The sequence below is a fragment of the Bacillus sp. WC2507 genome (assembly GCF_052656125.1).
In genome coordinates, this window is the sequence record NZ_JBQXPN010000001.1 from 4,916,887 (window position 1) to 4,941,675 (window position 24,789).

Annotated in this window: 23 protein-coding genes; 5 read left to right on the forward strand and 18 right to left on the reverse strand. The window is 34.9% G+C overall.

What is annotated here, in order from left to right:
- Positions 1–33: 33 nt before the first annotated feature.
- Together ACUN28_RS25995 and brnQ1 are read right to left on the reverse strand one after the other, a co-directional pair.
- A complete protein-coding gene (locus ACUN28_RS25995) occupies positions 34–1,755 on the reverse strand; it encodes a DUF2339 domain-containing protein (protein WP_016089274.1) in 1,722 nt (573 codons plus the stop codon).
- A gap of 134 nt (positions 1,756–1,889) precedes the next feature.
- Complete coding sequence (gene brnQ1, locus ACUN28_RS26000) at positions 1,890–3,191, reverse strand: branched-chain amino acid transport system II carrier protein BrnQ1 (RefSeq protein WP_016089275.1); 1,302 nt, start codon at positions 3,189–3,191, stop codon at positions 1,890–1,892.
- A 253-nt stretch (positions 3,192–3,444) separates the two neighbouring features.
- Here brnQ1 and ACUN28_RS26005 point away from each other — a divergent pair, with 253 nt between their 5' ends.
- Positions 3,445–4,830: a peptide MFS transporter gene (locus tag ACUN28_RS26005; RefSeq protein ID WP_000446271.1), complete on the forward strand. Its 1,386-nt coding sequence runs from the start codon at positions 3,445–3,447 to the stop codon at positions 4,828–4,830.
- Between the two features lie 31 nt (positions 4,831–4,861).
- Here ACUN28_RS26005 and ACUN28_RS26010 read toward each other — a convergent pair whose 3' ends face one another.
- The 5 genes from ACUN28_RS26010 to ACUN28_RS26030 all read right to left on the reverse strand — a co-directional run bounded on the left by ACUN28_RS26010 (position 4,862) and on the right by ACUN28_RS26030 (position 8,931).
- The gene (locus tag ACUN28_RS26010; protein ID WP_016089276.1) at positions 4,862–5,983 is read right to left on the reverse strand and encodes a YHYH domain-containing protein; all 1,122 of its coding nucleotides are present in this window, start codon (positions 5,981–5,983) and stop codon (positions 4,862–4,864) included.
- A gap of 139 nt (positions 5,984–6,122) precedes the next feature.
- The gene (locus ACUN28_RS26015; protein WP_002108795.1) at positions 6,123–6,755 is read right to left on the reverse strand and encodes a class A sortase; all 633 of its coding nucleotides are present in this window, start codon (positions 6,753–6,755) and stop codon (positions 6,123–6,125) included.
- Between the two features lie 116 nt (positions 6,756–6,871).
- Positions 6,872–7,345 carry a hypothetical protein gene (locus ACUN28_RS26020; RefSeq protein WP_001079775.1) on the reverse strand — a complete coding sequence of 158 codons (474 nt, stop codon included), beginning with the start codon at positions 7,343–7,345 and terminating at the stop codon, positions 6,872–6,874.
- Positions 7,338–7,556, reverse strand: coding sequence for a helix-turn-helix transcriptional regulator (locus tag ACUN28_RS26025; RefSeq protein ID WP_000154011.1), 219 nt, complete (start codon positions 7,554–7,556; stop codon positions 7,338–7,340). The genes ACUN28_RS26020 and ACUN28_RS26025 overlap by 8 nt, the downstream gene beginning before the upstream one ends.
- A 112-nt stretch (positions 7,557–7,668) precedes the next feature.
- Positions 7,669–8,931: a 3D domain-containing protein gene (locus ACUN28_RS26030; RefSeq protein ID WP_016089277.1), complete on the reverse strand. Its 1,263-nt coding sequence runs from the start codon at positions 8,929–8,931 to the stop codon at positions 7,669–7,671.
- Between the two features lie 484 nt (positions 8,932–9,415).
- Here ACUN28_RS26030 and ACUN28_RS26035 point away from each other — a divergent pair, with 484 nt between their 5' ends.
- Positions 9,416–10,096 carry a methyl-accepting chemotaxis protein gene (locus ACUN28_RS26035; RefSeq protein WP_441296260.1) on the forward strand — a complete coding sequence of 227 codons (681 nt, stop codon included), beginning with the start codon at positions 9,416–9,418 and terminating at the stop codon, positions 10,094–10,096.
- A gap of 132 nt (positions 10,097–10,228) precedes the next feature.
- Positions 10,229–11,041 carry an undecaprenyl-diphosphate phosphatase gene (locus ACUN28_RS26040; RefSeq protein ID WP_016089279.1) on the forward strand — a complete coding sequence of 271 codons (813 nt, stop codon included), beginning with the start codon at positions 10,229–10,231 and terminating at the stop codon, positions 11,039–11,041.
- 105 nt (positions 11,042–11,146) lie between these two features.
- On the opposite strand, the gene ACUN28_RS26045 is transcribed toward ACUN28_RS26040, so the two are convergent.
- The gene (locus tag ACUN28_RS26045) at positions 11,147–11,350 is read right to left on the reverse strand and encodes a hypothetical protein (protein WP_016089280.1); all 204 of its coding nucleotides are present in this window, start codon (positions 11,348–11,350) and stop codon (positions 11,147–11,149) included.
- Between the two features lie 172 nt (positions 11,351–11,522).
- Here ACUN28_RS26045 and ACUN28_RS26050 point away from each other — a divergent pair, with 172 nt between their 5' ends.
- Positions 11,523–12,674 (forward strand): VanZ family protein, encoded by a 1,152-nt coding sequence (locus ACUN28_RS26050; RefSeq protein WP_000128049.1) that lies wholly within the window; start codon positions 11,523–11,525, stop codon positions 12,672–12,674.
- A gap of 7 nt (positions 12,675–12,681) precedes the next feature.
- On the opposite strand, the gene ACUN28_RS26055 is transcribed toward ACUN28_RS26050, so the two are convergent.
- From ACUN28_RS26055 to bdhA, 6 genes are all read right to left on the reverse strand, one after another.
- Positions 12,682–13,995 carry a D-arabinono-1,4-lactone oxidase gene (locus ACUN28_RS26055; protein WP_016089281.1) on the reverse strand — a complete coding sequence of 438 codons (1,314 nt, stop codon included), beginning with the start codon at positions 13,993–13,995 and terminating at the stop codon, positions 12,682–12,684.
- Positions 13,983–15,155, reverse strand: a complete 1,173-nt coding sequence (locus tag ACUN28_RS26060) for an amino acid deaminase/aldolase (protein WP_016089282.1) — start codon at positions 15,153–15,155, stop codon at positions 13,983–13,985. Before ACUN28_RS26060 ends, ACUN28_RS26055 begins: the two co-directional genes overlap by 13 nt.
- A 110-nt stretch (positions 15,156–15,265) precedes the next feature.
- Complete coding sequence (sph, locus tag ACUN28_RS26065; protein WP_016089283.1) at positions 15,266–16,267, reverse strand: sphingomyelinase C; 1,002 nt, start codon at positions 16,265–16,267, stop codon at positions 15,266–15,268.
- Positions 16,268–16,340: 73 nt separating this feature from the next.
- Positions 16,341–17,192, reverse strand: a complete 852-nt coding sequence (gene cerA, locus ACUN28_RS26070) for a phospholipase CerA (protein WP_016089284.1) — start codon at positions 17,190–17,192, stop codon at positions 16,341–16,343.
- 263 nt (positions 17,193–17,455) lie between these two features.
- Entirely contained in the window at positions 17,456–17,800 is a 345-nt protein-coding gene (locus ACUN28_RS26075; RefSeq protein WP_000948239.1) for a potassium channel family protein, read from the reverse strand.
- A gap of 118 nt (positions 17,801–17,918) precedes the next feature.
- Entirely contained in the window at positions 17,919–18,971 is a 1,053-nt protein-coding gene (gene bdhA / locus ACUN28_RS26080; RefSeq protein ID WP_000645834.1) for a (R,R)-butanediol dehydrogenase, read from the reverse strand.
- Positions 18,972–19,196: 225 nt separating this feature from the next.
- Between bdhA and ACUN28_RS26085 the strand changes: the two genes are divergently transcribed.
- Complete coding sequence (locus ACUN28_RS26085) at positions 19,197–20,375, forward strand: MFS transporter (protein ID WP_016089285.1); 1,179 nt, start codon at positions 19,197–19,199, stop codon at positions 20,373–20,375.
- A gap of 17 nt (positions 20,376–20,392) precedes the next feature.
- On the opposite strand, the gene ACUN28_RS26090 is transcribed toward ACUN28_RS26085, so the two are convergent.
- From ACUN28_RS26090 to fsa, 4 genes are all read right to left on the reverse strand, one after another.
- Positions 20,393–20,722 carry a hypothetical protein gene (locus ACUN28_RS26090; RefSeq protein ID WP_016089286.1) on the reverse strand — a complete coding sequence of 110 codons (330 nt, stop codon included), beginning with the start codon at positions 20,720–20,722 and terminating at the stop codon, positions 20,393–20,395.
- Positions 20,723–20,738: 16 nt separating this feature from the next.
- Positions 20,739–21,080 (reverse strand): hypothetical protein, encoded by a 342-nt coding sequence (locus ACUN28_RS26095; RefSeq protein ID WP_016089287.1) that lies wholly within the window; start codon positions 21,078–21,080, stop codon positions 20,739–20,741.
- 317 nt (positions 21,081–21,397) lie between these two features.
- On the reverse strand, positions 21,398–23,797 hold the full coding sequence (gene inhA2, locus ACUN28_RS26100) for a M6 family metalloprotease immune inhibitor InhA2 (RefSeq protein WP_016089288.1): 2,400 nt from the start codon (positions 23,795–23,797) through the stop codon (positions 21,398–21,400).
- A 317-nt stretch (positions 23,798–24,114) separates the two neighbouring features.
- Positions 24,115–24,762, reverse strand: coding sequence for a fructose-6-phosphate aldolase (gene fsa / locus ACUN28_RS26105; RefSeq protein WP_000667669.1), 648 nt, complete (start codon positions 24,760–24,762; stop codon positions 24,115–24,117).
- Between the last annotated feature and the right edge of the window lie 27 nt (positions 24,763–24,789).

Here is a 24,789-nt window from a genome sequence, read left to right on the forward strand (position 1 = left end):
AAAAAGGCAATCCGGATATGGATTGCCTTCTTTTTACTTCTCTTCTTTTGAGAAAAACATTCTTGAAATAACGATACCTATACTACCTACTATTAAGAATAACACTGCCCTGATCATCATCGATACTTCTGGTAAGTCCAGAAGGAATAGCTTCCCTATCGTTACGACTAACACGACTAAGCCGGCATACAATATTTCATTCATATTTTTATTCCGTCCAAGCCAAACGGAAAATAATGCATATACCATCCATAATAATGATACCGATACGCTTATTATACTTCCATCTGTAGAAAGCACTTCACCGACTCTAGTAATTACAATAAATACAATAACCATAAACCAATAGAGCGTTATAGAATAAACATATTTTCCAAAACTCATTAACACATCTTTCACTTGCTTCATGCAGTAATAAAATGTACCTATTAAAATAATATGAGCAACGAACCCAGCTGAAATGAAATGATCAAACGGACTAAAAATAGTTTGTATCATTCCAATCGCGTAAACCGTCGCACTAACATACAATTTTATCTGTTGTTTTACTTTAATAGCAGTCACCATACCGAGGAAACCTTGTAATAATAATACAATCGCTGCATTCACTAGACTATACTCATATAAGATCGCTAAACTAAATGCACCCATTGCGAAACCAAATAAAAGATTTGTAAATGTAGAATGTCTATTCTTCCTATATTCAAGCACGAACATAGTAGCGTGCACGAGTGCACTAATCATTAATCCCCATGTTGTAAATTCAGGTATTTTTGAAATAGCTAATATAAAGAGAACTGCATTCGCACTAAATATCGCCAAGCGTGGCTCTACTATAAAACTTCTCTCCGTAAACATATGCCAAAATAATAGTAAGTGAATTAAACCATAAGCAACTGTTAACTGTATTTGCAAATCCTCTACTAACATTGACATAATAGCAAAGAAGACAAAAAGGACAATAGCAGCAACAGCATAAGAAATCATATATAAATACTGATAACGATTTTTCAACGCATACCATAATAAGCTAAGTGTCAGTATCGTCTCATATCCAAAGAAAATATACGGATTAGGAGTCGTACTATTTAATAAGAATGGTACGAAGAAAGCTCCTACCGCTACGAAGATAGTAAGATATTCCGATTGATACCTCTTTGCTACATAAATACCTAAAATGACCCATGCAATATTACATACAAACGCGACACTTGCTGGAATAAATCCATATAAATAATGTGCCGCAAATGTCGTTAAAACTATACCTGTAATACTGCCTCCTGCTAATACTAACCCTAACGCTTGCCGCTCTCGTTTAATTTGAATATCCCCTATATAATAAAAACCGATCGATAGGACAATACCAAACACAATTCGTATTGCTGGTGTTAATAATCCAGCATCTACCCCTGCTTTAAATAACCAGATTACTCCAAGTAACATAATGCCGACAAATATGCGCGGTAACCAAGTTTGGCAAAACTTAATAATATTAAATGGTTCTGGTTTAAAAGCAGATATATCCACTTGTTTTACCTCACGTTCTTGCACAGGCTCTTTTATTGTAACTACTTCTTCTTTTTGTTTTTCCTCCATTACCGTTTCAATATATTCTGTCTTTTCCTTACTAACATGTTGCTGAGCATTTTCTACTTCTATTTCTCTTTGTTTTGCTTTCAATTCAAAAAGCGCTTCTTGAATCGTTTCAATTGCCGTTTCAAGCGCTTCTATTTTCTTATTTAAATCCTCCTTCATACGCTCCCCCCTCATCACCTATTCAAAACCTATATATTACCAATTATCTTTATCATACTCTTAGTCTATTCATTTTCAATACTATTTTTCCAAAAAAAGAAAGGTGTTTTCCGAAATAGGAAAACACCTTTTACTTATTTATTCTTATTTAAAACTACACTAATGATAACGCCAATACAAGCGCCTATAATAGCTGGAACAATCCACCCAACACCTTCTGTATAAAACGGAATATATTTCAATACTGGCGTCCACTGATTCAAGATTACATTTTTATTGAAAATATCAACTGCACTAAACAACGCTACAATCCCAACAGTTACTGCATATACGTATGCATACTTTCCAATATATTTATGGAATAACCCTAAAATAATTAGTGTTAATGCAACTGGATAAATAAATCCAAGAATCGGTACTGATACTTTTAAAATTTGCGTTAATCCTAAATTAGCTAAAATCATACTAACAAAACTTAATATAAATGCCCAAACTTTATACGCTACTTTCGGAAATGCACTTGCGAAAAATTGGCTACAAGATGTAACAAGTCCGATTGAAACACATAAACATGCGATCGTAAAAATAAGACCTAATAAAACCACTCCGCCTTGTCCAAATAATGTAGTCATCACTTGTGCTAACACGTTCGCCCCATTATCAAATGTCCCTAATGAGCCACTCATTGAACCAACATATCCAAGTATGACATAAATAATAGATAGTAATAGTCCTGCCCCAATTCCAGCAATACTCATATATTTCGCTAAACCTTTATCATCTTCAATACCTTTTGCACGTAAAGCATTTGCAATAACAATCCCAAAAATTAAAGCTGCTAATGCATCCATCGTTAAATACCCATCTAAAAACCCTTGGAACATAGGAGCTTGTCCATAGCTTCCAGTAGCCTCTTTTACACTACCTACTGATGTAAACATGCTCTTTATAAAAATAAGGGCAATCATCCCTAATAATAACGGTGTTAAAACCTTTCCGAACAACCCCATTAATTTAGACGGTGATAAGCTTAACCAGTACACAATACTGAAGAAAATAACCGTGTAACATAATACAACTACACTTCCCGCTTCTGGGAACAACTGACCTGGCCCCATTTCAAAAGCTAAACTTCCTGCACGTGGTATACCAAGACCTGGTCCAATAAATAAATACACGATACACGGAAAAATAATGGCGAATGAAGAATGAACCCGACCCGCTAGCGTTTGAAAACTTCCTGCTTTCGCAATAGCAATAACTCCCAATATAGGAAGACCTGTTGCTGATATAATAAACCCTACTAATGAAATCCACACATGTTCTCCCGCTTCATACCCAAGGAAAGGTGGGAATATAAGATTCCCCGCTCCAAAGAACATCGAGAATAACATAAGGCTAATCAGTAAAATTTCTTTTTTCTGTAACAATTTCATTTGTTTCTCCTTCTTTAATTTCATCTTTTATGAAATCAATTTCACATATAAAAAAAGTGCAATAATCCGCTTCCTAGCAAAGAAAACATAGTCCATAGTCTATCACAAAAGAAACACCCATTCTATAGCTATCTCTCTTTTCCAATTTCTTCTGAAAAATCAACCTTTATTGACTTATAATAGTTAATAAGGTAAAGTATTAAATGTACAAAATTATTAACTTTGTTTTTGTTTGTGTCAGGAGGAAAATAACATGGAATCAACGATACAACTAGAAAGAGAACAACAAAGAAAAAAGAAACATCCTCCAGGTTTATACTTACTCTTCTTTACAGAAATGTGGGAAAGATTTAGTTACTATGGATTACGAGGATTATTAACATTATATTTAACGACAGCTTTAGTAAGCGGTGGTCTTGGGTTTAGTCCCGCATGGGCACTCTCTATTTACGGATTTTATACTGGAGCCTGTTATTTCACACCAATGATTGGTGGATACTTAACAGACCGTTTTCTAGGTAGACGAAAAGCAATCACAATTGGTGGTATAACAATGGCAATCGGTAACCTTACACTATTTGCCTTGCAAAACCAATTAGGCCTATACCTCGGATTAGCGCTTATTATTATTGGTAATGGATTCTTCAAACCGAACATCTCTACACTGGTTGGAGAATTATACGAAGAGAATGATCCAAAACGTGATAGTGCATTTACCATTTTCTATATGGGTATTAACGTCGGGTCATTTTTAGCTCCACTCGTTTGCGGATTTTTATCAGAAAATTTATTCAAAACAACAGTTGATGGCGTTGTACATTACGGATTCCGTTACGGTTTCTTAGCCGCTTCAATCGGAATGATCATTGGACAAATTTTATTTACAACACTATCAAATCGCTTCCTTGGTGATATTGGTAAAAAACCAACTCGCGATTTGCAAACAGCTGCTGGACAACCATCAGTAGGAGATACACCGTTAACAAAAAAAGAAAAACAACGTACCGCAGTTATCGTCATTTTAACATGCTTCGTTGTCTTCTTCTGGGCTGGCTTTGAACAAGCTGGTAGCTCATTAACATTATATACAAACAAATTTGTAGACCGCTCTGTGTTCGGATGGGAAGTTCCAACATCTTGGTTCCAATCGGTCAATCCATTATTTATTATTTTACTTGCCCCAGTCATTTCAGCATTATGGGCAAAACTTGCAACTCGTAAGCGCGGGGATTTAAAAATCCCAACTAAAATGGGACTTGGTATGATCCTACTCGGTATCGGTTATATCATTCTTGTTATCGCTACATTAAAAACAGGTAGTGATGAACATAACATTACAGAAAAAGCAAACTTACTATTTATCGTCTTTACGTATCTTTTCCATACATTAGGTGAGCTATTCTTATCACCTGTTGGACTATCAATGGTTAGTTCGCTCGCTCCAGTAAAACTAGCATCTTTACTAATGGGCGTATGGTTAGCGAGTTCAGGTATCGCCAACATTTTAGGTGGACAACTTGCAAGCTTCACAACTTCACTTGGATATGCTGAAGTATTTACAGTTATTGGCGCTGTAGCAATCGTTTTAGGTTGTGTTTTATTACTAATTTCCAAAAAGTTAGTGAAGTGGATGGATTAAAAAAAGATGAGGGATTTCCCCTCATCTTTTTTTATGCATTCTTACCTTTTTCTATCGCTTGTTCGTACAGCTCTTTATGTTCTTTATATTCACTTGGAACAAAATTCTTATAGAAGAATGCAAGCCAACTGTCTCCTTTTTTATATCCTTCTTCTCGAATGTCAGCCGCTTTTTTATTCGATTTGAATCCTTCAACAAACCATTTTTTTAACGATTCATTCTTTTCATATTTAGCAGGTACCTTTAAATCATAGTTTTCAAACGCATACTTATAGCCAGCCTTTTCTACTGCCTTTTTTGTAGACTTATACCCTTTTTCATAGGCTGTTTCATATGCCTTCACGTATACTTCTTTCTCTCTATTTCCAGGATTCTTTTCAGCTAGTTCTTTCCCTGTCTTTTCCCCTAATTCAGTTTGCACTTTTTCAATTTTTTCTGTTCTTTCTTTATTCCCTACTTTGAACCCGTCTGCAAAGTTTACCTTAAACTCTGGAGCAACTTGACTATCGTCCATCGTCTCTTGTGCTAAACCTTGTTCTTTTCCTTTTTCAAAATACGTTTTTTTCTGCTCTTCTAAAGACCATGCGGCTGCATAAGTCGCTTTAAACGCTTGTTTATATGCATCAGATTTTCCAGCTACATGCACTTCTGCATCATTTTTTCCTGCTTTAAAATCAGTTTCTCCATTCTTTTGACCTTCAAGTTGACCTTTTTCCATATCAGCTTGGCGCTGCGCTTCCTCTTGCTTACGTGCCTCTTCAGCTTTTCTTTGTTCCTCGGCTACACGTTGTCTCTCTTCTTCAGCTTTACGCTGTGCTTCTGCAGTACGTTGTTTTTCAGCCTCAGCGTTGTGCTGTGCTTCTGCAGCACGTTGTTTTTCAGCCTCAGTATTGCGCTGTGCTTCTGCTTGTCTCTCAGCTTCTACAGTACTATTATTATTCTGGCTAGGAGCTGGGCTCGTTGCACCACTACTAGAAGCTGGTTTATTGTGATAATGATATTCCCCGTACTGTAATCCCCATTTCTCACAATTTGTACGACACGTATGTCCGCCATTAGCATCTGTACGCCCTGGATGCGCATAAGCTGAAATTGGAGCTACCAATAACGCTATACTCGTTGTTAAAAGAAGTTTCTTCACCTGTTGTCTCACTCTTGTTCCTCCCAAAATCTTGAATTATAACTTCATTATACATAAATAGAAAAATACTTGAATACCAACTAAAATATTCTATTATTTCTCAACATTAGTAAAAAAGAAGGTCAACTCTTTAAAGAGTTGACCTTCTTTTTTACTTCTTCGCCTTTGTTCCTACTAAATCACCAGCAACAACATAACGTTTAGAATTATCTTTCACTGATACACATGTAATAAGCGTTATCTCATCTTTCCCATGATCCTCAACAACTTCCCATTTATCAGGAGTTACTTCAGATACACCAGTAACCGCATACTCATATTCATTTTCATTGTCATACAAATAAATTTTATCGCCTTTTTTTAGAGACGCTATGTCACTAAATAAAACACCTTTTTTAGACATGTTATGTCCTGCTAATGCATAGTTCCCTTTTCCCATTACTTGATTTTCTTTTACTGTTGCTGCACCTGATAATAAGTTTTTCTCAGTAGAAGATTTTAAAACAGGAATTTCTAATGAAACACTCGGGATCGAAATACGACCAATTACTTGTTTCTTATCTAATGATGCGTTCGCTACTTCTGCCAAGTCTGGCTGATTAATTTTCGAAGCATCTACAAATTCCGTCTCATGTTTTTCATAATCCATCTTTTGAACAGCCTGTACATTTTCAGTCTGTTTCTTTTCAGCCTGATATCCATCATAAAATGGCTTTCCGATTAACACGCCACCTACAACAAATAGCAGAATTGCTACTATACTATAAATTCTTTGCTTATTCATATACAATTCCTTTCCCCTACAAAATCTTACTCTATATAAAATGATAAGATAATATTGCTATATGTACAAGTATTAGCTGAAAAGAAACCTTCTTGCCGGTGCAAGAAGGTTTCTTTTTAAGCTAATTTATTTCTGTATAGTGATACGTGGAATACTGTCACTTGAGTCAAATAAATCAAATATACAACATATAAAGGATACGCTGGAATATACAAATTTGCTACAGGTGTAAATATTAATAATCCTAGTGCACAAGGTAATACAAACCACAATGATACAAATGTTGTTCGACATGCTCTATCTGTAATATCCTTCTCACGTTCATCCTCTTGGGGAAATAATAAAGGATACAATCGCAATGATGATTTTTTATATTTCTTCTTATGCAATCTTTTAAAAAACGCTAATATGATAGCTACAATAAATAGTAATACAACAGGTGTCAAACTCATTGTTATTTTAGATGACAAATTCTCATTTTCAATAATATCAGCAAACTGTATATAAAAATCATAAAACTCTACAAATGCCCAGCATGCCAATACACTGTAAAATAAATTTATGATATATGAAGCAATAATTCTATTCATCCTCTTCCCCCTCCTTATTTAAAACAAACACATCTTCCATCTTTAACTGAAACACATCACAAATCGTAAGTGCTAATAACAACGAAGGAACGTAATCCCCTTTTTCAATTGCTGCAATTGTTTGTCTCGTCACTCCAACCTTTTCTGCTAATACACTTTGCGAAAAATTGAAGCGAGCCCTTAATTCTTTCACTCTATTTAAAATGGTCAATTTTACCACCTCTCAATTTCATTGTATGTTATCCTTAACAAAATGTAAACTCAACTTAACATTATTTTTACAAAAAAATCCAACTTTACATATTGTAAAGTTGGATTACGTTTTAGTTTAAAATTGTAACTTTAACATTTTTTCTGCCCCAATTACTAGATGAAGCTTTATCAGGCATTAAAACATCGATTTTGTGACCTTTAATTGCGCCACCAGTGTCGGCTGCAATTGCTTGTCCATAACCTTCAACATATACAGTAGAACCTAATGGGATAACACTTGGATCTACAGCAATTAATTTCATTCCTGGGTTTGCAGTTAGATTATAGCCTCCCCATGCAGAATAAACTTGTTGTCCTGACGCATAGCCATTTTCAGCTGGATCTGCTGTATAAGCTGTTGCATGTACATAGATTTCTCTTCCACCAGCAGTTGGCTTCGAAGGTTGTGCAGGTTCTACCTTCGAATTATTATTAGCAGCAGGTTCAGCTGGTTTATTAGCTTTCTCTTGCTTTTGTTTTTCAGCAATTTCTGCTTGTGCTTTCACTAAAGCTTCTCGCTCAGCCTTTGCAGCCGCTTCTGCTTTCGCACGCTCTTCTGCTGCAATTCTTGCTGCTTCTTGCTCACGAGCAATCGTTTCTTGTACTGCCTTCATATTTGACTCAATTTTAGCTTTTTCTTCTGCTGCTAAATTAAGTTGGCTTGCAATCTGATTATATTTAGCTTGAACTGTTTGTAAGTTATCTTGACGCTTTTTCAAGTTATCCTGCAACTCAGCTTGTGCTTTTGCTAATTTTTGTTTGTCTACTACTAAAGATGCTTCTTTTTCATCAATTGTTTTCTTATCCTCTTCAATTTGACGAAGATCTTGTTCTTGTAGACGTAAAATTTCTTTATCAGCTTCTAGAATAGTAGAAACTGCGTTCATACGTTGTAAGAAATCTGCAAAGTTTTTTGACTCTACTACAACTTCCACTACTAAACTTGTATTTGAACTGTTTTGAACAGAAACCATACGTTTTCTCATAATATCCTTACGAGCAAGGACTTTATCCTCTAAAACGACAATTTCATTCTTTTTTTGCTCAATCTGCTTATGTGTTTCATCAATTTTACGTTGAATAGCAGCTTGATCCTCTTTATTTTTTGCAATTGTATTATTTAAATTATGTAGTTCGTTTTCGATACCTTGAATTTCTTTACTAACAGCTTGCTTCTCTTGCTCTTTCTTCTGCATATCTGCATCGTTTTGCTGCAATTGCTGTTGCATGTTGTTAAGTTTCTCGTCGTTTGACTCTGCTTTTACAGCGACTGTACTAGAAAGACCGATAATTCCTGCTAATACTAGACTACTGATTCGCTTAAAATAGTTCATAATCCGACTCCCTTCTTATACAGTTATACATGATTTATTTTACAGTTTGTTTACAATACCATTAAATACAGTTTATTTTTCATGACGAAAAAAAGGGAATTATGCATAAAATGTAATAGATTCTTAAATATTTAACAATTCCTATATTTAAAAATTATAAAAGATGCTAAAATCCAAATATAGAGAAAATATAACTTCTAAAGGCGGTTGAAATAAATATATGTTTACTCAAAAGAAATCACTCCAACATAAAATTGATCAATTAGAAAATCGTATACAGGAACTAGAAGCAGAATTAAAACAAAAAGATATTGAAAAACAAGAGATTATTTCTTCTATTCACGACCGTGTGCAAAGCGTCATTCAAGAGCATCAACTTGTAAATAATCAACACCATACACTTCAAAATTTAGTTCAACAATTAAACTCATGTTTCGAAAATGTTTCAACGCGTACTACACATTCCAATGAATTGAATAACGAAATGTTACAAAAAGAACAAAGCTTAATTCAATCTATTGAAGAAATTATTGACTGTTCTAATGAAGGAAAAGAATCTGTTCACCGTCTACTTATTGTAATTAACAAATTAGGTGAACAATCTCAGCGTACGTCTAACAGTATGAATCATTTAAGCGAACGCTCAAAAGAAATCGAGCAAATTGTAGAAGTCATTCAAAACATTGCAGCACAAACAAATTTACTAGCTTTAAATGCAAGTATTGAAGCAGCACGTGCTGGAGAACACGGTAAAGGATTCGCTGTCGTTGCCAATGAAGTAAGAAAACTAGCAGAAAGCACAGCAGAAAGTACAAAAAACATTGGCAACTTAACGAAAAAAATTCAAGAAGAAATTGAAAAAGCATATGATAACACAAAAGATAATTTGCATTTAGTCGATGAAGGTGTAGAAATGAGTGCCGATACAAACGCTAGAATTGAAAATATTTTAATTATGATTCAAACGTTACAAAATGGTGCTACCAATGTTATTAAAGCTATCGAAAACCAAAAATCTTGCAATGATGATATATTACGAGAATTCGCTAATACACAACAAATGTTCCAAAAATTAAATACTACTATTATGAACCATATTCATGATGCTGAAAAAGTCGATGTTCAATTGACTCAAGGTCTTCAAGAAACAGCAGTTTCTCATTAATAATAAAAACCCCTTATAACGCTATAAGGGGTTTTTATTATATTTCGAATTTTTATTTCTTTTCAATACTCATCCATATCTTTGTTATAATGGAAAAGTTGTTTCTTTCGACTAATAAACAAGGAGGATGTTATGGAACAATTTTATTTCATTTTAAAATATTTAATTCTTGGTCTGTTCCAAGGACTAACGGAACCAATTCCGATTTCTTCAAGCGGTCACCTCGTTTTAGCACAACATTTGCTAGGACTAGAAATAGAAGGGTTTAGCTTCGAACTACTTGTTAATTCAGCTTCATTATTAGCTGTATTACTTATTTATAGAAATGATTTAATTCGTCTAACGAAGAATGGTCTATCTTATATATTCACAAGAGCAGAAGACGCAAAATCAGATTTCTTCTTTATTATTTATCTTGTTATTGCGACCATTCCAGCAGGTGTTATTGGTGTTTTATTTAAAGATTACATCGATCAGTACTTAAAAGGTGTGAAAATGGTTGGGATTTCCCTTCTTATTACTGCTGTCGGCCTTTGGATTATTAGAAACTTGCGTGGGCGTAAAAATGATGGCGACCTTTCTATGAAAGATGCAATCATCGTCGGATTAGCACAAGCTTGCGCACTAATCCCTGGAATTAGCCGATCAGGTGCAACAATCGTAGCAGCGATGTTACTTGGTATGAAGCAAGAAACAGCCCTTCGTTTCTCATTCTTACTATATATCCCTGTTAGCTTAGGTGGTTTATTACTAAGTATTACAGACATTGCAAAAGATCCAAATCTAGACACATTATTCGTACCATATGTCGTTGCATTTATCGCAACATTTATTATGACGTATATTTCGTTAAAATGGTTTATGAACATTATGGCAAAAGGAAATTTAAAATATTTCTCTTTCTATTGCATTATCGTAGGTGTACTTACTCTTATTTTCTTATAAAGTGAAACTTACAAAGCGAAAAGCGAGTCATTCTATTAAACTAGGATGACTCGCTTTTTTATATCTTTGCCCCTCTTACCTTTCTGTACAGTAAGAGGGGCCCTTTTATGCGTATACTTTCTTTTCTTGACAATACAAACGAATAACATGTTTATCTTGTTGAAATACATCATGCGTTAGGCGGATAATAATAAAATTTCGTTTTGTTTGATCATCATGAACAAAAATCTGTTCTCCCTCTAGAAAACGCCACGCACTTTCAAAAGTTGTAATATGATCCCCACTTACAGAAAAAAGCTCATATCGCATATCTTGTACCCTCTCTCAACTTATAATAATCATAATATCCTTATATTAAATTTAATATAACTTAATTCCATTGAGATTTGTAATTTTTTCTATTTCGAAATATTTTAATTTTGTTTTCAGGCTCTTTTAACGTTATAATGATAAACGAATTTTCATTGAAAGGAGCTTCATTTTGACTGCATATTTATTTCCAGTAAAAACTGCATTTATTTTATTTCCTATTTTAGCAATGTTTCTCTTAATACCTTTTTTAATATTTAACTACCGAAAGTATGGTTATTTAAATAAATGGCGTTCATTTATTTTATACTCACTATTACTTTACTTATTAAATGCCTATTTTCTTGTGATTTTGCCGTTACCACAAACATATGATACTTGTAGCCTACAACCGGCTAATACGCAGCACATGCAACTATCACCATTTTATTTCATACAAGAAATTAGTAATCACACCTCGGCAATTTTAACGAAACCAGCTACTTATTTCTACCTATTAAAAGAATCTGCGTTTTTACAAGTAGCATTTAACGTTCTATTAACCGTTCCATTTGGTATTTACTTACGTTATTATTTCCGACGTAGTTTCTTACAAACAATTTGTATTTCTTTTTGTCTTTCACTCTTTTTCGAGCTAACACAAGTGACTGGACTATACGGTATATATAATTGTGCCTACCGCTTATTTGATATAGACGATCTGTTTTTAAATACATTAGGCGGCGTAATTGGCTTTATCATTGCACCAATATTTACGTACTTCCTTCCGAAAGCAAACGAATTAGATAGTCATATTGATTTGGAAACGAAACCAGTCGGATTCGTTCGTCGCTTTATCGCGATGCAAATTGATTGGATTTTCTTATCTATCGTTGTACCTGTCATTAAAAACAAAGGAAATTCCTTCTTTGTTTCTAATATTCAATCTTACACGAACATATACGAACTCATTTTCATAACGTGTTCAATCTTTATTTACTTTATTATCATTCCATACTTTACGAATGGAAAGACAATTGGTAAAGCATTGCTTCGTATTTACGTGAAAGGAAAATCAGATCGTATTACGTTGAAGGAACTATTCATCCGTTATGGTATATTCTATTTCGTTTTAGGTGGAATCAATTATATTCTTTCTAGTAGCTCTATCTTAAATCTTAAAGAGCCTTTAGTATTAGTAGTTATATTATTATTCCAACTCGTAATTAACGGTCTATTTATTATTCATGTTTTATTACATGTATTTAGTCGTGATAAGTTACTATTTTACGAGCGAATTAGTCAAACAAGAAATGCGATCATACTAAAAAAAGCTGACAAGTAATACTTTGTCAGCTTTTTTTCATAATCGTAAATAATTTTTCTGTGTAAGGGTTTGAAAACATTTCTGCTTCATCTAATAACTTCCTCACCTTTAGAAACGAATGCAATTCTGGATATATATTTTGTAATTTTTCGTGCGTTAACGTATGCATTTTCCCCCAATGCGGGCGTCCCTCATACTTTAGAAAAATTTTCTCCACCTCACCAAAATAAGCCGCATACTTCATACCTTTATACATATGAACAGCAATATACGCTGAATCCCTTCCATACGCTGGACTGAGCCATATGTCATCCCTTTTCACATAACGGCATTCAATTGGGAAGTGCACTTTATACTTTTTCTTTTCAATAAGGTTTGAAATTTCTTCTACAACGGTCCGCATATACTTTGAAGGAACGCTATACTCCATTTCATAAAATGGAACCGCACGCGATGTAGCAAATACTTCATAACTCGGGCCGATTATTTTTGTATTCGGTACAGCTTTAGCCGATAATCGACTTACTCCTTTACTTATAGAAGGAAACCATTTACACCCTTTAGATAACAAAGAAAACATCTTATTTTCAAGCAACTCTACCTTTAGTTTATGCCATTTCAAATCACTTTTTTTACCCGTTGTTTCGTTTGTAAATTTCACTTGTACTTCATCTGAATAAGGAAAAACAAAAAACTCAAAATGGCGATTCTTCTTATATTCTTCTAATTTGTTCATTACAGTAGATAGTGACTGTTTTTCACTTTCATACACAAGTGAATACGCCCCGATAACTTTCAATTTTATCTTTACAATGATACCTAGCATCCCAAGCGACAACTGAAAGGCTCTCCAATATTCTACATTCACAGTTTCCGAACAAACTATACTCTCACCTGTAGATAAAACTGCGGTAATCTCTATAACTTGTGTTGATAAACTCCCAAAGGTAACACCCGTCCCATGAGTTCCCGTACTAATCGCTCCTGCAATAGATTGCGAATCAATATCCCCTAAATTTTCTTGTGCATAACCTTTTTCTTCAAGTAACTTCCCTAGGTCATATAGCTTTGTTCCTGCCCACACTTCAACGGTCATCTTCTCCGCATCAATATTCACAATGCCCTTCAATTCATCTAAAGAAACTAAAATTTCTTCCGTTTGCACAAGAGGTGTAAACGAGTGCCCTGAACCGACAACACGAATTTTCTTCCCCTTTTTTCGCGCAAGTCCTACAACTTCTACTACATCTTGTATACTTTCTGGATACATCGTATAATGCGGCGTTCCTTCTACATTCCCTGTCCAATTTCTCCATTTTTGTCCCTTTATAGAAAGCATTGGCCATCCCCCCGATATGTTGAATACTCCCCAACAATCTCTCCTTCTTTCACACGATATAAAAAAGGAAACCGCTCACATAATTCTCCAGCTTTACTATGGCGAAACAAGATAGAATCTCCTATCTCTACTCGTTCCTCGCCGTTATAAAAAATCGGTGTTTGTACCTCGCCTGCACCTTCTAAAGCTAATAGTTTGGCACCATTTGGCATCCAAACCTCAGGTTCTTTATCTTTCCCAGTTGCGCCTGAGGCAATATATCCACCACCTAGACAAGTGTAAATAGTTGGGGCTGGTTTACGCACAACTGGTAAAGCAAATCCGACAGCTGGATAAAATTGCACTGCTTTATAATAATCAAACAGCTTCGGGGCATAAAAAGCAGAGCCTATCGTAATCTCTGAAACTGAATGATCTTGCTCAGTTGTTTTTATACTTCCTGTGCCGCCCCCATTTACAAACCTTAGTTCAATACCTAGATTTTGTATTTCTTTTACGATATGTCCTCTTCTTTCTTTAACTTCTAACACTGATTTCTTCTTTAAATATGAAATCACTTTACTTTTCACTCGTTGATTCGGTATGCGATCTCCTACCCCAGCAATTTGGGCTTCATATCCCATTACACCATCTAGTATTAAAAACGATGATTCTTTCACCCTTTTTACTATTTTCAAAGCACCTTGTACATCTTTTACCGGTGATCTTTTGACCCCAAAATGAAACTTTACAAAACGACTACTCATATCAATATCCAAACAAACACGAAAATACCCTTTAGACTTCTCAGCAATTTTTTCTAAATAAACAATATGATCTTCACAATCCACCATACAAGCTATAATGAGCCCTTGCTTTGTTAACAAACTTATTTCATGTAACGCTCTTTCATCATAAGCAGGATATCCGAGCAATAAATCATTGAATCCTTGTTCAATTAAAAACAAAGCCTCCCTAGGTGAAAAACACATAATACCTTGAAATCGATCATTTGCAGCTAAAATCTTTTGCATAACCGGAACAGAACGTAACGATTTACTCGCTATACGAATCTTCTTATTTCCACTTAATTCTATAATCGATTGAATATTTCTATCTAAAGCTACTTCATCCAAAAATGCACACGGTAATGGAACCTCTTTAAAAATTCCTCGATCCACATTTTTTCTCTCCTCTTTTCTATATGTCTTATACATATTGGAAAGAAAGTTTAAATTTCCTCTTACAAAATAAAAAAGTTTCTTCCTATTAAGAAGAAACTTTTTTAGGACTACTTCATAGAAATAGTCGCCTCTACTGGATAATGATCAGAGTAATCATTATATGTATATTTTTTGAGCCATGATGTAACAGTCCACTGCGGAGATTTCGGTTGTAATACTTTATTCTCTATAAATGATGGATTCGCATGGTCTTTACTTGCAATAATATAATCTAAATACTCAGCAGGGCTATCAGGGAAATTATATTTCGCAATACTATTTGTCGTCGCATCCCAAGTCGCTGTATGTCCTGTATAAGATGGAATAGAAGCGTGCAATGTTTTGAACATGGATGCGTACTCTGAGTCTCTATTGTTCTCTGCATTTATTTTATTCACGTTCATATCACCACCAAATAGGACGTACTCATCACTTGGTATATTCTTATTTTTAATAAAGTCTTGAATTTCTTTTAACTGGTTTGTACGTACAGATGCAGGTGAAGTTTTTCCGCACATACTATCTTCAGCCTGCAAATGCGTCCCAATCACATGAATGAAACGATCATTTTTCTTGATTTTCGTGTATACAAATCCTTTATTTGATAAATTATCTGGCCCGCATCCGTTTGCAAATACATATTGAATCTTTTCAACGATCGGCCATTTACTTACGATTGCAACGCCCCCATCTTCAGGAGTTGAAGATGAATAGCTACCTAACGTTTTATCCCATTCATTTCCGTTACTACGACCTAATACCGCTGTTTGATTTGGATATTCTTTCTTCAAATTCCCTAACAAACGATCTGAAGCGCTATTATCAAACACCTCATTTAATATAACAACATCTTGATTCTTAATATAATCCGCTGCTCCGATTAAATCCGCACGCTCACTTTGTCCCCAGTTCGGATATAAGTTTGTTGATAGCATGTACACGTTATGTGTCATCACTTTTAAAGTATTATTTTGATTTGTAGACGTTTCTGCTTGAGCTGAAGATCCTCCGTATAAAACCCCTAAACCAATCCCAAAGCTAAGTACACCTTTTAGCAATTTTCCTTTCACTTTTCATACCTCCATGTGTATAGTGATAAAAAGGCCAAATACTCTATTATGAGATTTGACCTTTTTTAAATACTTAACGATCTCCGTACGTATCAAACCAAAGCTGAATGTAACCGGCAGTAACACGTTGTGCATCCATTAAACGCTTACCTGTCATTGGTGTAACTTCAGCGCGCCATTTATCTGCATATTCTTGTGACACAGCTGCTCTTACGAACCAATCTTTCGTATTATCATTTACAATGCCAGCATAATCTTGTTTCGCAACTACTGCCGCTCCATGAATCCAATCTTCTGGATTTGTACCTTTCCAATTCCAATATCCATTTCCATCTGTTACTTTATAATTATCTTTTATCGTATCTACAAAGTTTTCATATTTAGAATGGAATCCTTGTGGATACGAAAGATTTGTAAAGTTTGCCGCATGCATCGGTTGGTTTACATCTCCTAAATAATGAAGAGATAATCCTAAATAGAAGAATGCTTGTTTCATATCTTTATTTTTGTATGATTCACCAGCTAATTTAAAATATTTAGCTCCAGTTTCCTTCGCCTGCTTTGCATATGGAATATACGTTTTCCCATTATCAGGGTCATAGAAGTGTGAAGCAAATGTGCTATTATCATAATAAGGATTTTCATAGTCAGCAGCATAAATACCATTTTCTAATTCCGTACGCCATTCATTTAATTGTGCAACTTGATCTTGTTTTACAAGTGTTGTATTGCGAGACATAATATCAATCGCACGGTTTACGATCCATAAATGAGAGTTTACGCCTTCTTTATGTTTATCTTCAGCAGACCAGCGGTGAACTATTTTTATTTTACTTCCCCCATCATTTTCATGAGCAAATGCAACACTTTGTAACGGAGCTACTAATGTAATAGCTGCTGCTAAAGCAAGTACTTTCTTTTTCATCTGAAATCCTCCATTTTATAATTGAATTATTGTAAACTTTTTGTTAGGATCCTATGATGCCGTCCGGTTAACCTATGACTAGAATATCCCACCTTTCATGAAATTTCTATCACTAAATTAAAATATGCAAATGTTCATATCATTATAACTTTATACATAGTGAATATAATGAATGCATGCACTTATATTGTAATAAAGTATTGTTAAGCTACTGCAAATGCTTGTCTAATGTAATGTAAAAAAGAGTAAAGCATCCACATGCTTTACTCTTTTTTTCTATTCGATAATATACTTGGCAGCTGTACATTAACTGCCAACTTATGAATAAACCCAAACACTAGTCCAATCCCAATAAATATGTATAAGATTGTAAATACCTTTCCAAAATCAGTTTGCGGACTAAAATTCCCATCACCGACAGTCGTCAACGTGACCACACTAAAATATAAAGCATCAAGAGGACGTAATCCTTCAACTGTACTATAAAAAATCGTACCGGATGTTAATGTTAAAAATGTTAATACGAATAATACTTGAAATTCTTTATCTTTCCACGCTCGTAAACAAGCTTTTAGCATCCGTTTCAATGTCAACATAAATGAAAGCATTAGACTTCCCCTTCCAAACAAAATACCTTTATTTAAAGGAAAGTCTATCACCTTTCTATATAGAAAAAAAGTAGCCCTCTTCTATTTCTAGAAAAGAGCTACTTTTTACTATTCTCTATTATTTAGGTGAAACAAGGATTTTCACTTGTGTTTTATCTTTTACAAGTGCTTCAAATCCTTCTTCAACAACTTGATCCACTGTGATTTTTTTCGTAATTAATTTCTCTGCTTGAATTTGGCCAGAGCTAATTAATTTAATAACAGCTGGGAAAATATGACGGTATCCAAGAATACCGATAACTTCTTTTTCTTTTAGTACAAGGTTGTTTGGCGTAATTGTCGCATCTTTTTCCCACACACTAACAATTACAGTTTGTCCTTCAAAGCTTGTACTTTCAATTGCTTGACGAAGTACTACTTCAACACCTGTTACTTCGAAGCTCACATTTACACCTAAACCATTTGTTAAGTTACGAATTTCTGCTAATACATCTTGAGTAGCTGGATTTAATACGTAATCCGCACCTGCTAATTTCGCTAACTCTTGACGTTCTTTAGAAAGTTCAACTGCAATAACAGGAGTTGCTCCTGCTGCTTTAGCCGCTTGAATGACAAGAAGTCCAATTGGACCACAACCAAATACTGCTACAGCTTCCCCTTCTTTTAATTTACTTTGACGTACTGCATGAACTGCTACAGCTGCTGGTTCTACAAGTGCACCTTGTTCATACGTCATTTCATCTGGAATATGGTGAACCATATCTTCTGGTACTACTGTATATTCAGAGAAACCGCCGCCTTCTCCACCAAGACCGTGGAAAACAAGTTGTTCACAAACATTGTAATGTCCATGTTTACAAGCTTCGCATTTACCACAAGAATAAATTGGTTCTACAACGACGCGGTCTCCCACTTTATGAGATGTAACGCCTTCACCGATTTCAACTACCTCACCACTAAACTCATGACCTAAAATAACCGGTGCTTTTACATGTGTTAATGGGTGCTCTTCTGTTGGAATAAAAATAGGTCCTGCTAAATATTCATGCAAGTCTGTCCCGCAGATACCACACCATTTAACTTTAATCTTAACTGCTCCTGGTCTTACAGTTGGTTCTGGTACTTCTTCTACTCGTACATCACGTTGATTATGCCAAAGTAATGCTTTCATTTTATACATCCCTCTCTACGTATATACTTAACCTGGTGAAGTTTACAAATCTATTATAATACTTTCATCCATATATTTCAAAAAAACAATCTCATTTCCACTAAATTTTAACAAATAAAGTTCAATATTTTGTCACTTTGTACTTTTTTCCACATCTGTTAATTCAATTTCATTGCGGTTGAAATTAGCATTATGCCATAATAGCATAGGAGAGGTGAATATCGCTTGAAATATTTTATTTACTTTATTGTTATCGTAGCGTTTCTAGATACATTTTCACAATTACCTATTATGAGTACGTTCGCTCAAAGTCTTGGAGGATCTCCTCTTATTATTGGGCTAGTTGTCGGTATGTACTCATTCGCTAATATGATCGGTAATATTATTGCTGGCGCTGCCGTCGATAAATTTGGTGCAAAAAAAATACTTTATATAAGCATGGGACTTACGAGTTTCATAGTCTTGTTATACACCGTTGTTCAAAGTGGTGAACAACTATTAGTTGTGCGCTTTATGCACGGCTTTAGTGACGGATTTTTAATTCCTGCTGCCTTTACGTTTTTATCAAAACAAACAAATTCAGCAAGACAAGGTAAGGCAATGGCTCTATCTGGTGCTGCTGTTGGAACAGCGGCAATTGTAGGACCTGCTTTCAGTGGGATTATGAAAGCAACTGCTGGTATAGAGTGGGTGTTCATTACCATTTCTATTTTAATGGTCCTTGGTACAATCGTATCTCTATTCTTCTTACCAAATAACGTATCAAGAAAAGATACTTCAAGAACACAAATGATGAACAAAGAAGATATGATTGAACTATTGAAATCAGAACCGTTATTACAAGCATATATTGGTGCTTTCACACTAATGTTTTCACAAGGGATTGTCACTTATATGTTACCAGTGAAAGTTGAGGCATTAGCACTTAAAGCATCTACAACAGGCATGATGTTAAGTGTATTCGGAATTACCGCTATCCTCTTCTTCTTACTGCCAACAAACCGTATTTACGATCGATTTAATCGTTCAAAACTCATGCTAATTGGGATTACAGTAATGGCATTCGCGTTATCTTTACTTGGATTATTCGCAACAAAAGGTATGCTCTTTATTGTTATGATGATTTATGGCATTGGATTCGCTATCCTCTTCCCATCGATAAATGCATTACTTGTTGAAAATACGACAGATGATAAGCGCGGAAAAGCATTCGGATTGTTTTATGCTTTCTTCTCATTAGGAGTTGTTGCTGGATCCTTTACAGTTGGAGCAATAGGGGCATCCCCTAGTGTCAGCTTCGTTATTGGAACTGCATTCTTATTAACATTTGCTGGAATGATTTATGTAAGAAGCAAAATAAAACGTAAAATAAAAAGCAAAGTAAAAAAGACAATGATGGGATAACTCCATCATTGTCTTTTTTAAAATGCATACTGATATAACCCGTAATATAATGGCAGAGTTGGGATAATACCAATTAATTTAAATATAAAAGGTAGCGGGTCATCCTTCTCTTCATATAAACGTAAAACAAAAACAGCACTTAAAGTCCAAATAACGCTGAACACGAAAATGCATTTCCAAACGAGTGAGGTTAATATCTCTACATCAAAGACAAAACCAAATAGCCCAATCCACGTAATTATAGTCACTACAAAATCAAACTTTTGAATTGGTGTTTGAAACATACCCCTTACTAACGAAGTAATAGTTAATATCGCTACAATGACTAAATAAACTTTCCACAACATAATGATAAACTCCTATTCAACTTTTAACTTTCAATAAGCCGTATTTAATAAACAATATGGCATTATGTTTTTCATAGAGATAATACAATGGATAACAAAATAAGAAGAAAATAAGTACAGTTGGTACATCGTCTATAATAGAAAAATAATTTACTAGTAATTCCTTAATACTCTCTCCAATTATAATAAACAGTGGGATTATACAAATTGCTGCTAATATTAAGCACGGTGTGATCCTCATTTCTTTTAGCCTCGCTTTACAGTGTGGACACTTGAATGAAAAAGGATGCGGGAGATCCATAATATGTTGCGCAGTAATATTCCCTTCACACTGTGGACATTCGATTATTTCGTTCATTTAGTTCACTCCTCTCTATCCATAAAAAGAGCCCTATCGAATAGAGCTCTTTTATTGCCGAATATATTACTTTTATGTATAGCCAAGTAACAATGTAAATAAATTAAACTGTAAAGACAATACTATATTGCTTCTTTTACAATGAAAGTGTATAAATACCAACGATACTTCGACAATTTCCTCGGAAATATTTCTTTTCCCCACATAATTTGCTACACTACATATGAACAGACACTTGTATTACATAAGCTAAAATAATAACCTAATGTACAAAATAAAAGGCACATTCTTCATATGAAGAATGTGCCTTTCGTTTATTAACGTCTAATCCAAACAGCGCCTGCTGATTTATCCTCTGCCTGTCCAACAACTTGGAATTTAAGTCCAAGGTTTGGAACTTTTCTTCCCGCGTCTGCAATTTGTTTGTTACTATATACTTTTGAATCATCAAAAGTTGTAACACCTTGTAATCCAGAATAGTTAAACTGTCCACGTGTTAATGAATTTACACTCCATGCTGGTGTTTGATCAAACGAAAATGCAGCGTCCGCAATTTGCATACCTGTATTACCGTACGCTGGTTTCCCATTTAAATTACCAACAAACGCTTCTGGATGAGAGTCTACAACCCCAAGGAAGCCTTCACCTGGATGCACCCCCACCCAGTTATCTTTAAAGCTATCATCTGCATACCAAACGACAAGACCTGTATTATACACTGGACCTTTTCCTGCTTTTAATCCATTATCTGATCCCGCATAGTTTCTCCACTCTAAGTAGTAATAATGAGCTTTTTTCTCTGTCCCATCAGAAACAACGAATCCATTTAACTGCATTTTAGATGTTCCTTCTGCATCATCAGAAAATACTACTTGTCCATCAACAGTTACATTTACATTATCCATCGCGAAACCTTTATATGTTACAGCTGGATCTGTAATATAATCGAATTGCAGTTTCACTTTTTTCCCTTTAAATTGACTTAAATCGTATGATTTATCAATCCATTTTCCGTCTGTTGTATCTTTATCTCCTTGGACTACTTTTTCTCCAAGTCTATCAATTAATGTTTTCGTTCCATCTTCTGTTACTGCATGCACTTCGACAAAATCGCACTCTGCTTCTAACTCATAATTTGCTTTATAATCGAATTTTGCATTTGTTCCTTTTGTTAAATCCAAGAACGGTGTTTCTAATGTTGTATGCATATCATCGCCTCTTGTACTATAATATGCATGCTTTCCAAACTCTGGTTTAATCGTTTCAACACTTTTACCTGGTAAGTTAACACGTACAACGCCTGGACGATTGGATTTCGTAACACTTTGATCAATATATGTAGGAACTCCTACACCACGCTTAATTTTATCGTAATCTACTTCTAAAATTTTTGCCCAGTTGCCACCCATATTCTTTTGTAAGAAATCTTTATTTTGTGGTGAGAAACTAGTTGGCTCTGTTCCTGCAATTTTCCCTGTCCAACTACCTCCGCTCATTAATGACCAAGCTTCGACTGGTGAACCAGTTCCAGTATATTTCGTGTCATATTCATCCGGTAAGCCAAGGTCATGTCCAAATTCATGCGCAAATACACCTACTGCTCCATCCTCTGGTTCAATTGTGTAATCATGCGCTGCTACCTTTCCACCAAAATAATCTACATTTGATTTTGTACCTTCAATCGCTACTGGATCTACTGCTAATTTTGAACGGTGTGACCAGATTGCATCATCACCTAATTTGCCGCCACCCGCTTCTTGACCGACACCAGCATGGATTACCATTAAATGATCAATTACACCGTCAGGTTCATTTTGATTTCCATCACCATTTGTATCATATCTATCAAATTGATCAAATTGAGATAAATCTAGCCCTTTCTCAGCAGCTGCATGTAAAGCTTCTTTCACTAAATCACGTGCGCCTTTTGGTCCTTTATTATCGTGACCACTACTACCATCAGCACCGTAGTCAGACGCTTTCCCTGGGACAGTTAGCCATTCCGTTACATATCCATCCGTCGTATAACTACCGCCAGACTGCTCTTCATAATATTGTTTAAACGTTTTTACTTTCGAACCATCAAATAGCGTGTACGGTTCATTACCAAATAACATCTTTTGATAATGCTCTCTACTAAAGTCATTCGAATACATATACCCTGGCGTTTGATCAATATTATTATGTTTATAATCACTAAATTCAACGAGTAATACTAATACTTTATCATTTCGAACAGATCCCTTATATGGTGCTTGCTTCGCTTTAGAAGTTGGGACTTGTCCATTCAATTGCTTTTTATTTGGTTCTGGCTTTTGCTCAGGGCTCACATTTTTTTCAGGTTTTTTTACCTTTTCCTTTTCTTCCATCTTTTTCTCTTTTACTTTTTTCACGAAATCAGATGCCTCTTTAGCAGTATCCGCTGGAAGAATTTCTTTATTTGCCTGATCGCCTTGTTTCTTTTCAATATACTTTTCTACAGCTTTTTTCGTTTCTTCTTTAGAAGATGCTGGATTAATTGTTCCTCTTTCTTTCAGCGCTTCCGCTAAACGATCTTCTTGAATTAAATTGTAATCAATTGGTGTTGTAGACACATTATCTTTCTCTTTTGCTGGCGTTTCTGCGTATGCTAATGGAGCACTCATTACAGATGTACATCCAATAATTGCCGCAATTGCTAATGACGATAACACTTTAAATGGCGCTTTTCTTCTCATTCTATTTCTCTCCTTTTATAAAACTTAAAATTCAGATAAATAAGTGCATTTAAATCGAAATCCCTATTTTCTGCCCTCCCTATATAAAAAGGCATAATTCTATAAACGTTAAGCTTTCTGTTATAGAATCATGCCCCTCCAGTTTTCTGGTCAGAACTTCTACCTTTTTATGTCGAAATATGAAAAATAAAAAGTGATTTGATATATATTAAATAGCTTATATAACAAATTTAAAAGACAATATGCAAAATTGCATGAAAATTCTTTTAAATAAAAAAAGAACCCTAGTCAATTAAACTAGGATTCTCGATTTTCTACTATTTCTCTTGTGTTTTTTCCCAATCAGCTAAGAACTTCTCAATTCCTTGATCTGTTAATGGGTGCTTCACTAATGAAGCAATTACGTTTGCTGGAATTGTTGCAATATGTGAACCGTTTAATGCTGCTTCTGTTACGTGAACACTGTGACGTACAGATGCTGCAATGATTTCTGTTTCAATACCGTGAATTGCAAAGATTTCTGCAATTTGGCGGATTAGGTCCATACCGTTATGACCGATATCGTCTAAGCGACCTAAGAATGGTGAAACGTATGTTGCACCAGCACGAGCTGCAAGTAATGCTTGAACTGCTGAGAATACTAATGTAACGTTTGTACGAATTCCTAAATCAGAGAATGCTTTTACTGCTTTTAAACCTTCCGTTGTCATTGGTACTTTTACAACAACGTTTGGAGCAATCTTCGCTAATTCTTTTCCTTCTTCAATCATTTTATCAGCTTCTAAGCTAATTACTTCTGCGCTTACAGGTCCTTCTATAAAGCTGCAAATTTCACGAATACGCTCATGGAAATCTACGCCTTCTTTTGCTACAAGTGATGGGTTTGTCGTTACTCCAGCTACTACGCCTAATGCATTTGCCTCTTTAATTTCATTAATGTTTGCTGTATCAATAAAGAATTTCATTTGTTATTCTTCCTTCCTAATTTTCAA

What these genes read in the sequence shown, in the direction of transcription:
- brnQ1 (WP_016089275.1), bottom strand. Translation starts at nt 3,191, where the DNA reads ATGAAATTGTTACAGAAAAAAGAAATTTTACTGATTAGCCTTATGTTA.
- ACUN28_RS26075 (WP_000948239.1), bottom strand. Translation starts at nt 17,800, where the DNA reads ATGCTTTCATTTATGTTGACATTGAAACGGATGCTAAAAGCTTGTTTA.
- ACUN28_RS26055 (WP_016089281.1), bottom strand. Translation starts at nt 13,995, where the DNA reads ATGCTTTCTATAAAGGGACAAAAATGGAGAAATTGGACAGGGAATGTA.
- ACUN28_RS26005 (WP_000446271.1), top strand. Translation starts at nt 3,445, where the DNA reads ATGGAATCAACGATACAACTAGAAAGAGAACAACAAAGAAAAAAGAAA.
- ACUN28_RS26020 (WP_001079775.1), bottom strand. Translation starts at nt 7,345, where the DNA reads ATGAATAGAATTATTGCTTCATATATCATAAATTTATTTTACAGTGTA.
- ACUN28_RS26090 (WP_016089286.1), bottom strand. Translation starts at nt 20,722, where the DNA reads ATGTTGTGGAAAGTTTATTTAGTCATTGTAGCGATATTAACTATTACT.
- ACUN28_RS26040 (WP_016089279.1), top strand. Translation starts at nt 10,229, where the DNA reads ATGGAACAATTTTATTTCATTTTAAAATATTTAATTCTTGGTCTGTTC.
- ACUN28_RS26030 (WP_016089277.1), bottom strand. Translation starts at nt 8,931, where the DNA reads ATGAACTATTTTAAGCGAATCAGTAGTCTAGTATTAGCAGGAATTATC.
- ACUN28_RS26095 (WP_016089287.1), bottom strand. Translation starts at nt 21,080, where the DNA reads ATGAACGAAATAATCGAATGTCCACAGTGTGAAGGGAATATTACTGCG.
- ACUN28_RS26015 (WP_002108795.1), bottom strand. Translation starts at nt 6,755, where the DNA reads ATGAATAAGCAAAGAATTTATAGTATAGTAGCAATTCTGCTATTTGTT.
- ACUN28_RS26035 (WP_441296260.1), top strand. Translation starts at nt 9,416, where the DNA reads ATGTTACAAAAAGAACAAAGCTTAATTCAATCTATTGAAGAAATTATT.
- fsa (WP_000667669.1), bottom strand. Translation starts at nt 24,762, where the DNA reads ATGAAATTCTTTATTGATACAGCAAACATTAATGAAATTAAAGAGGCA.
- inhA2 (WP_016089288.1), bottom strand. Translation starts at nt 23,797, where the DNA reads ATGAGAAGAAAAGCGCCATTTAAAGTGTTATCGTCATTAGCAATTGCG.
- bdhA (WP_000645834.1), bottom strand. Translation starts at nt 18,971, where the DNA reads ATGAAAGCATTACTTTGGCATAATCAACGTGATGTACGAGTAGAAGAA.
- cerA (WP_016089284.1), bottom strand. Translation starts at nt 17,192, where the DNA reads ATGAAAAAGAAAGTACTTGCTTTAGCAGCAGCTATTACATTAGTAGCT.
- ACUN28_RS26045 (WP_016089280.1), bottom strand. Translation starts at nt 11,350, where the DNA reads ATGCGATATGAGCTTTTTTCTGTAAGTGGGGATCATATTACAACTTTT.
- ACUN28_RS25995 (WP_016089274.1), bottom strand. Translation starts at nt 1,755, where the DNA reads ATGAAGGAGGATTTAAATAAGAAAATAGAAGCGCTTGAAACGGCAATT.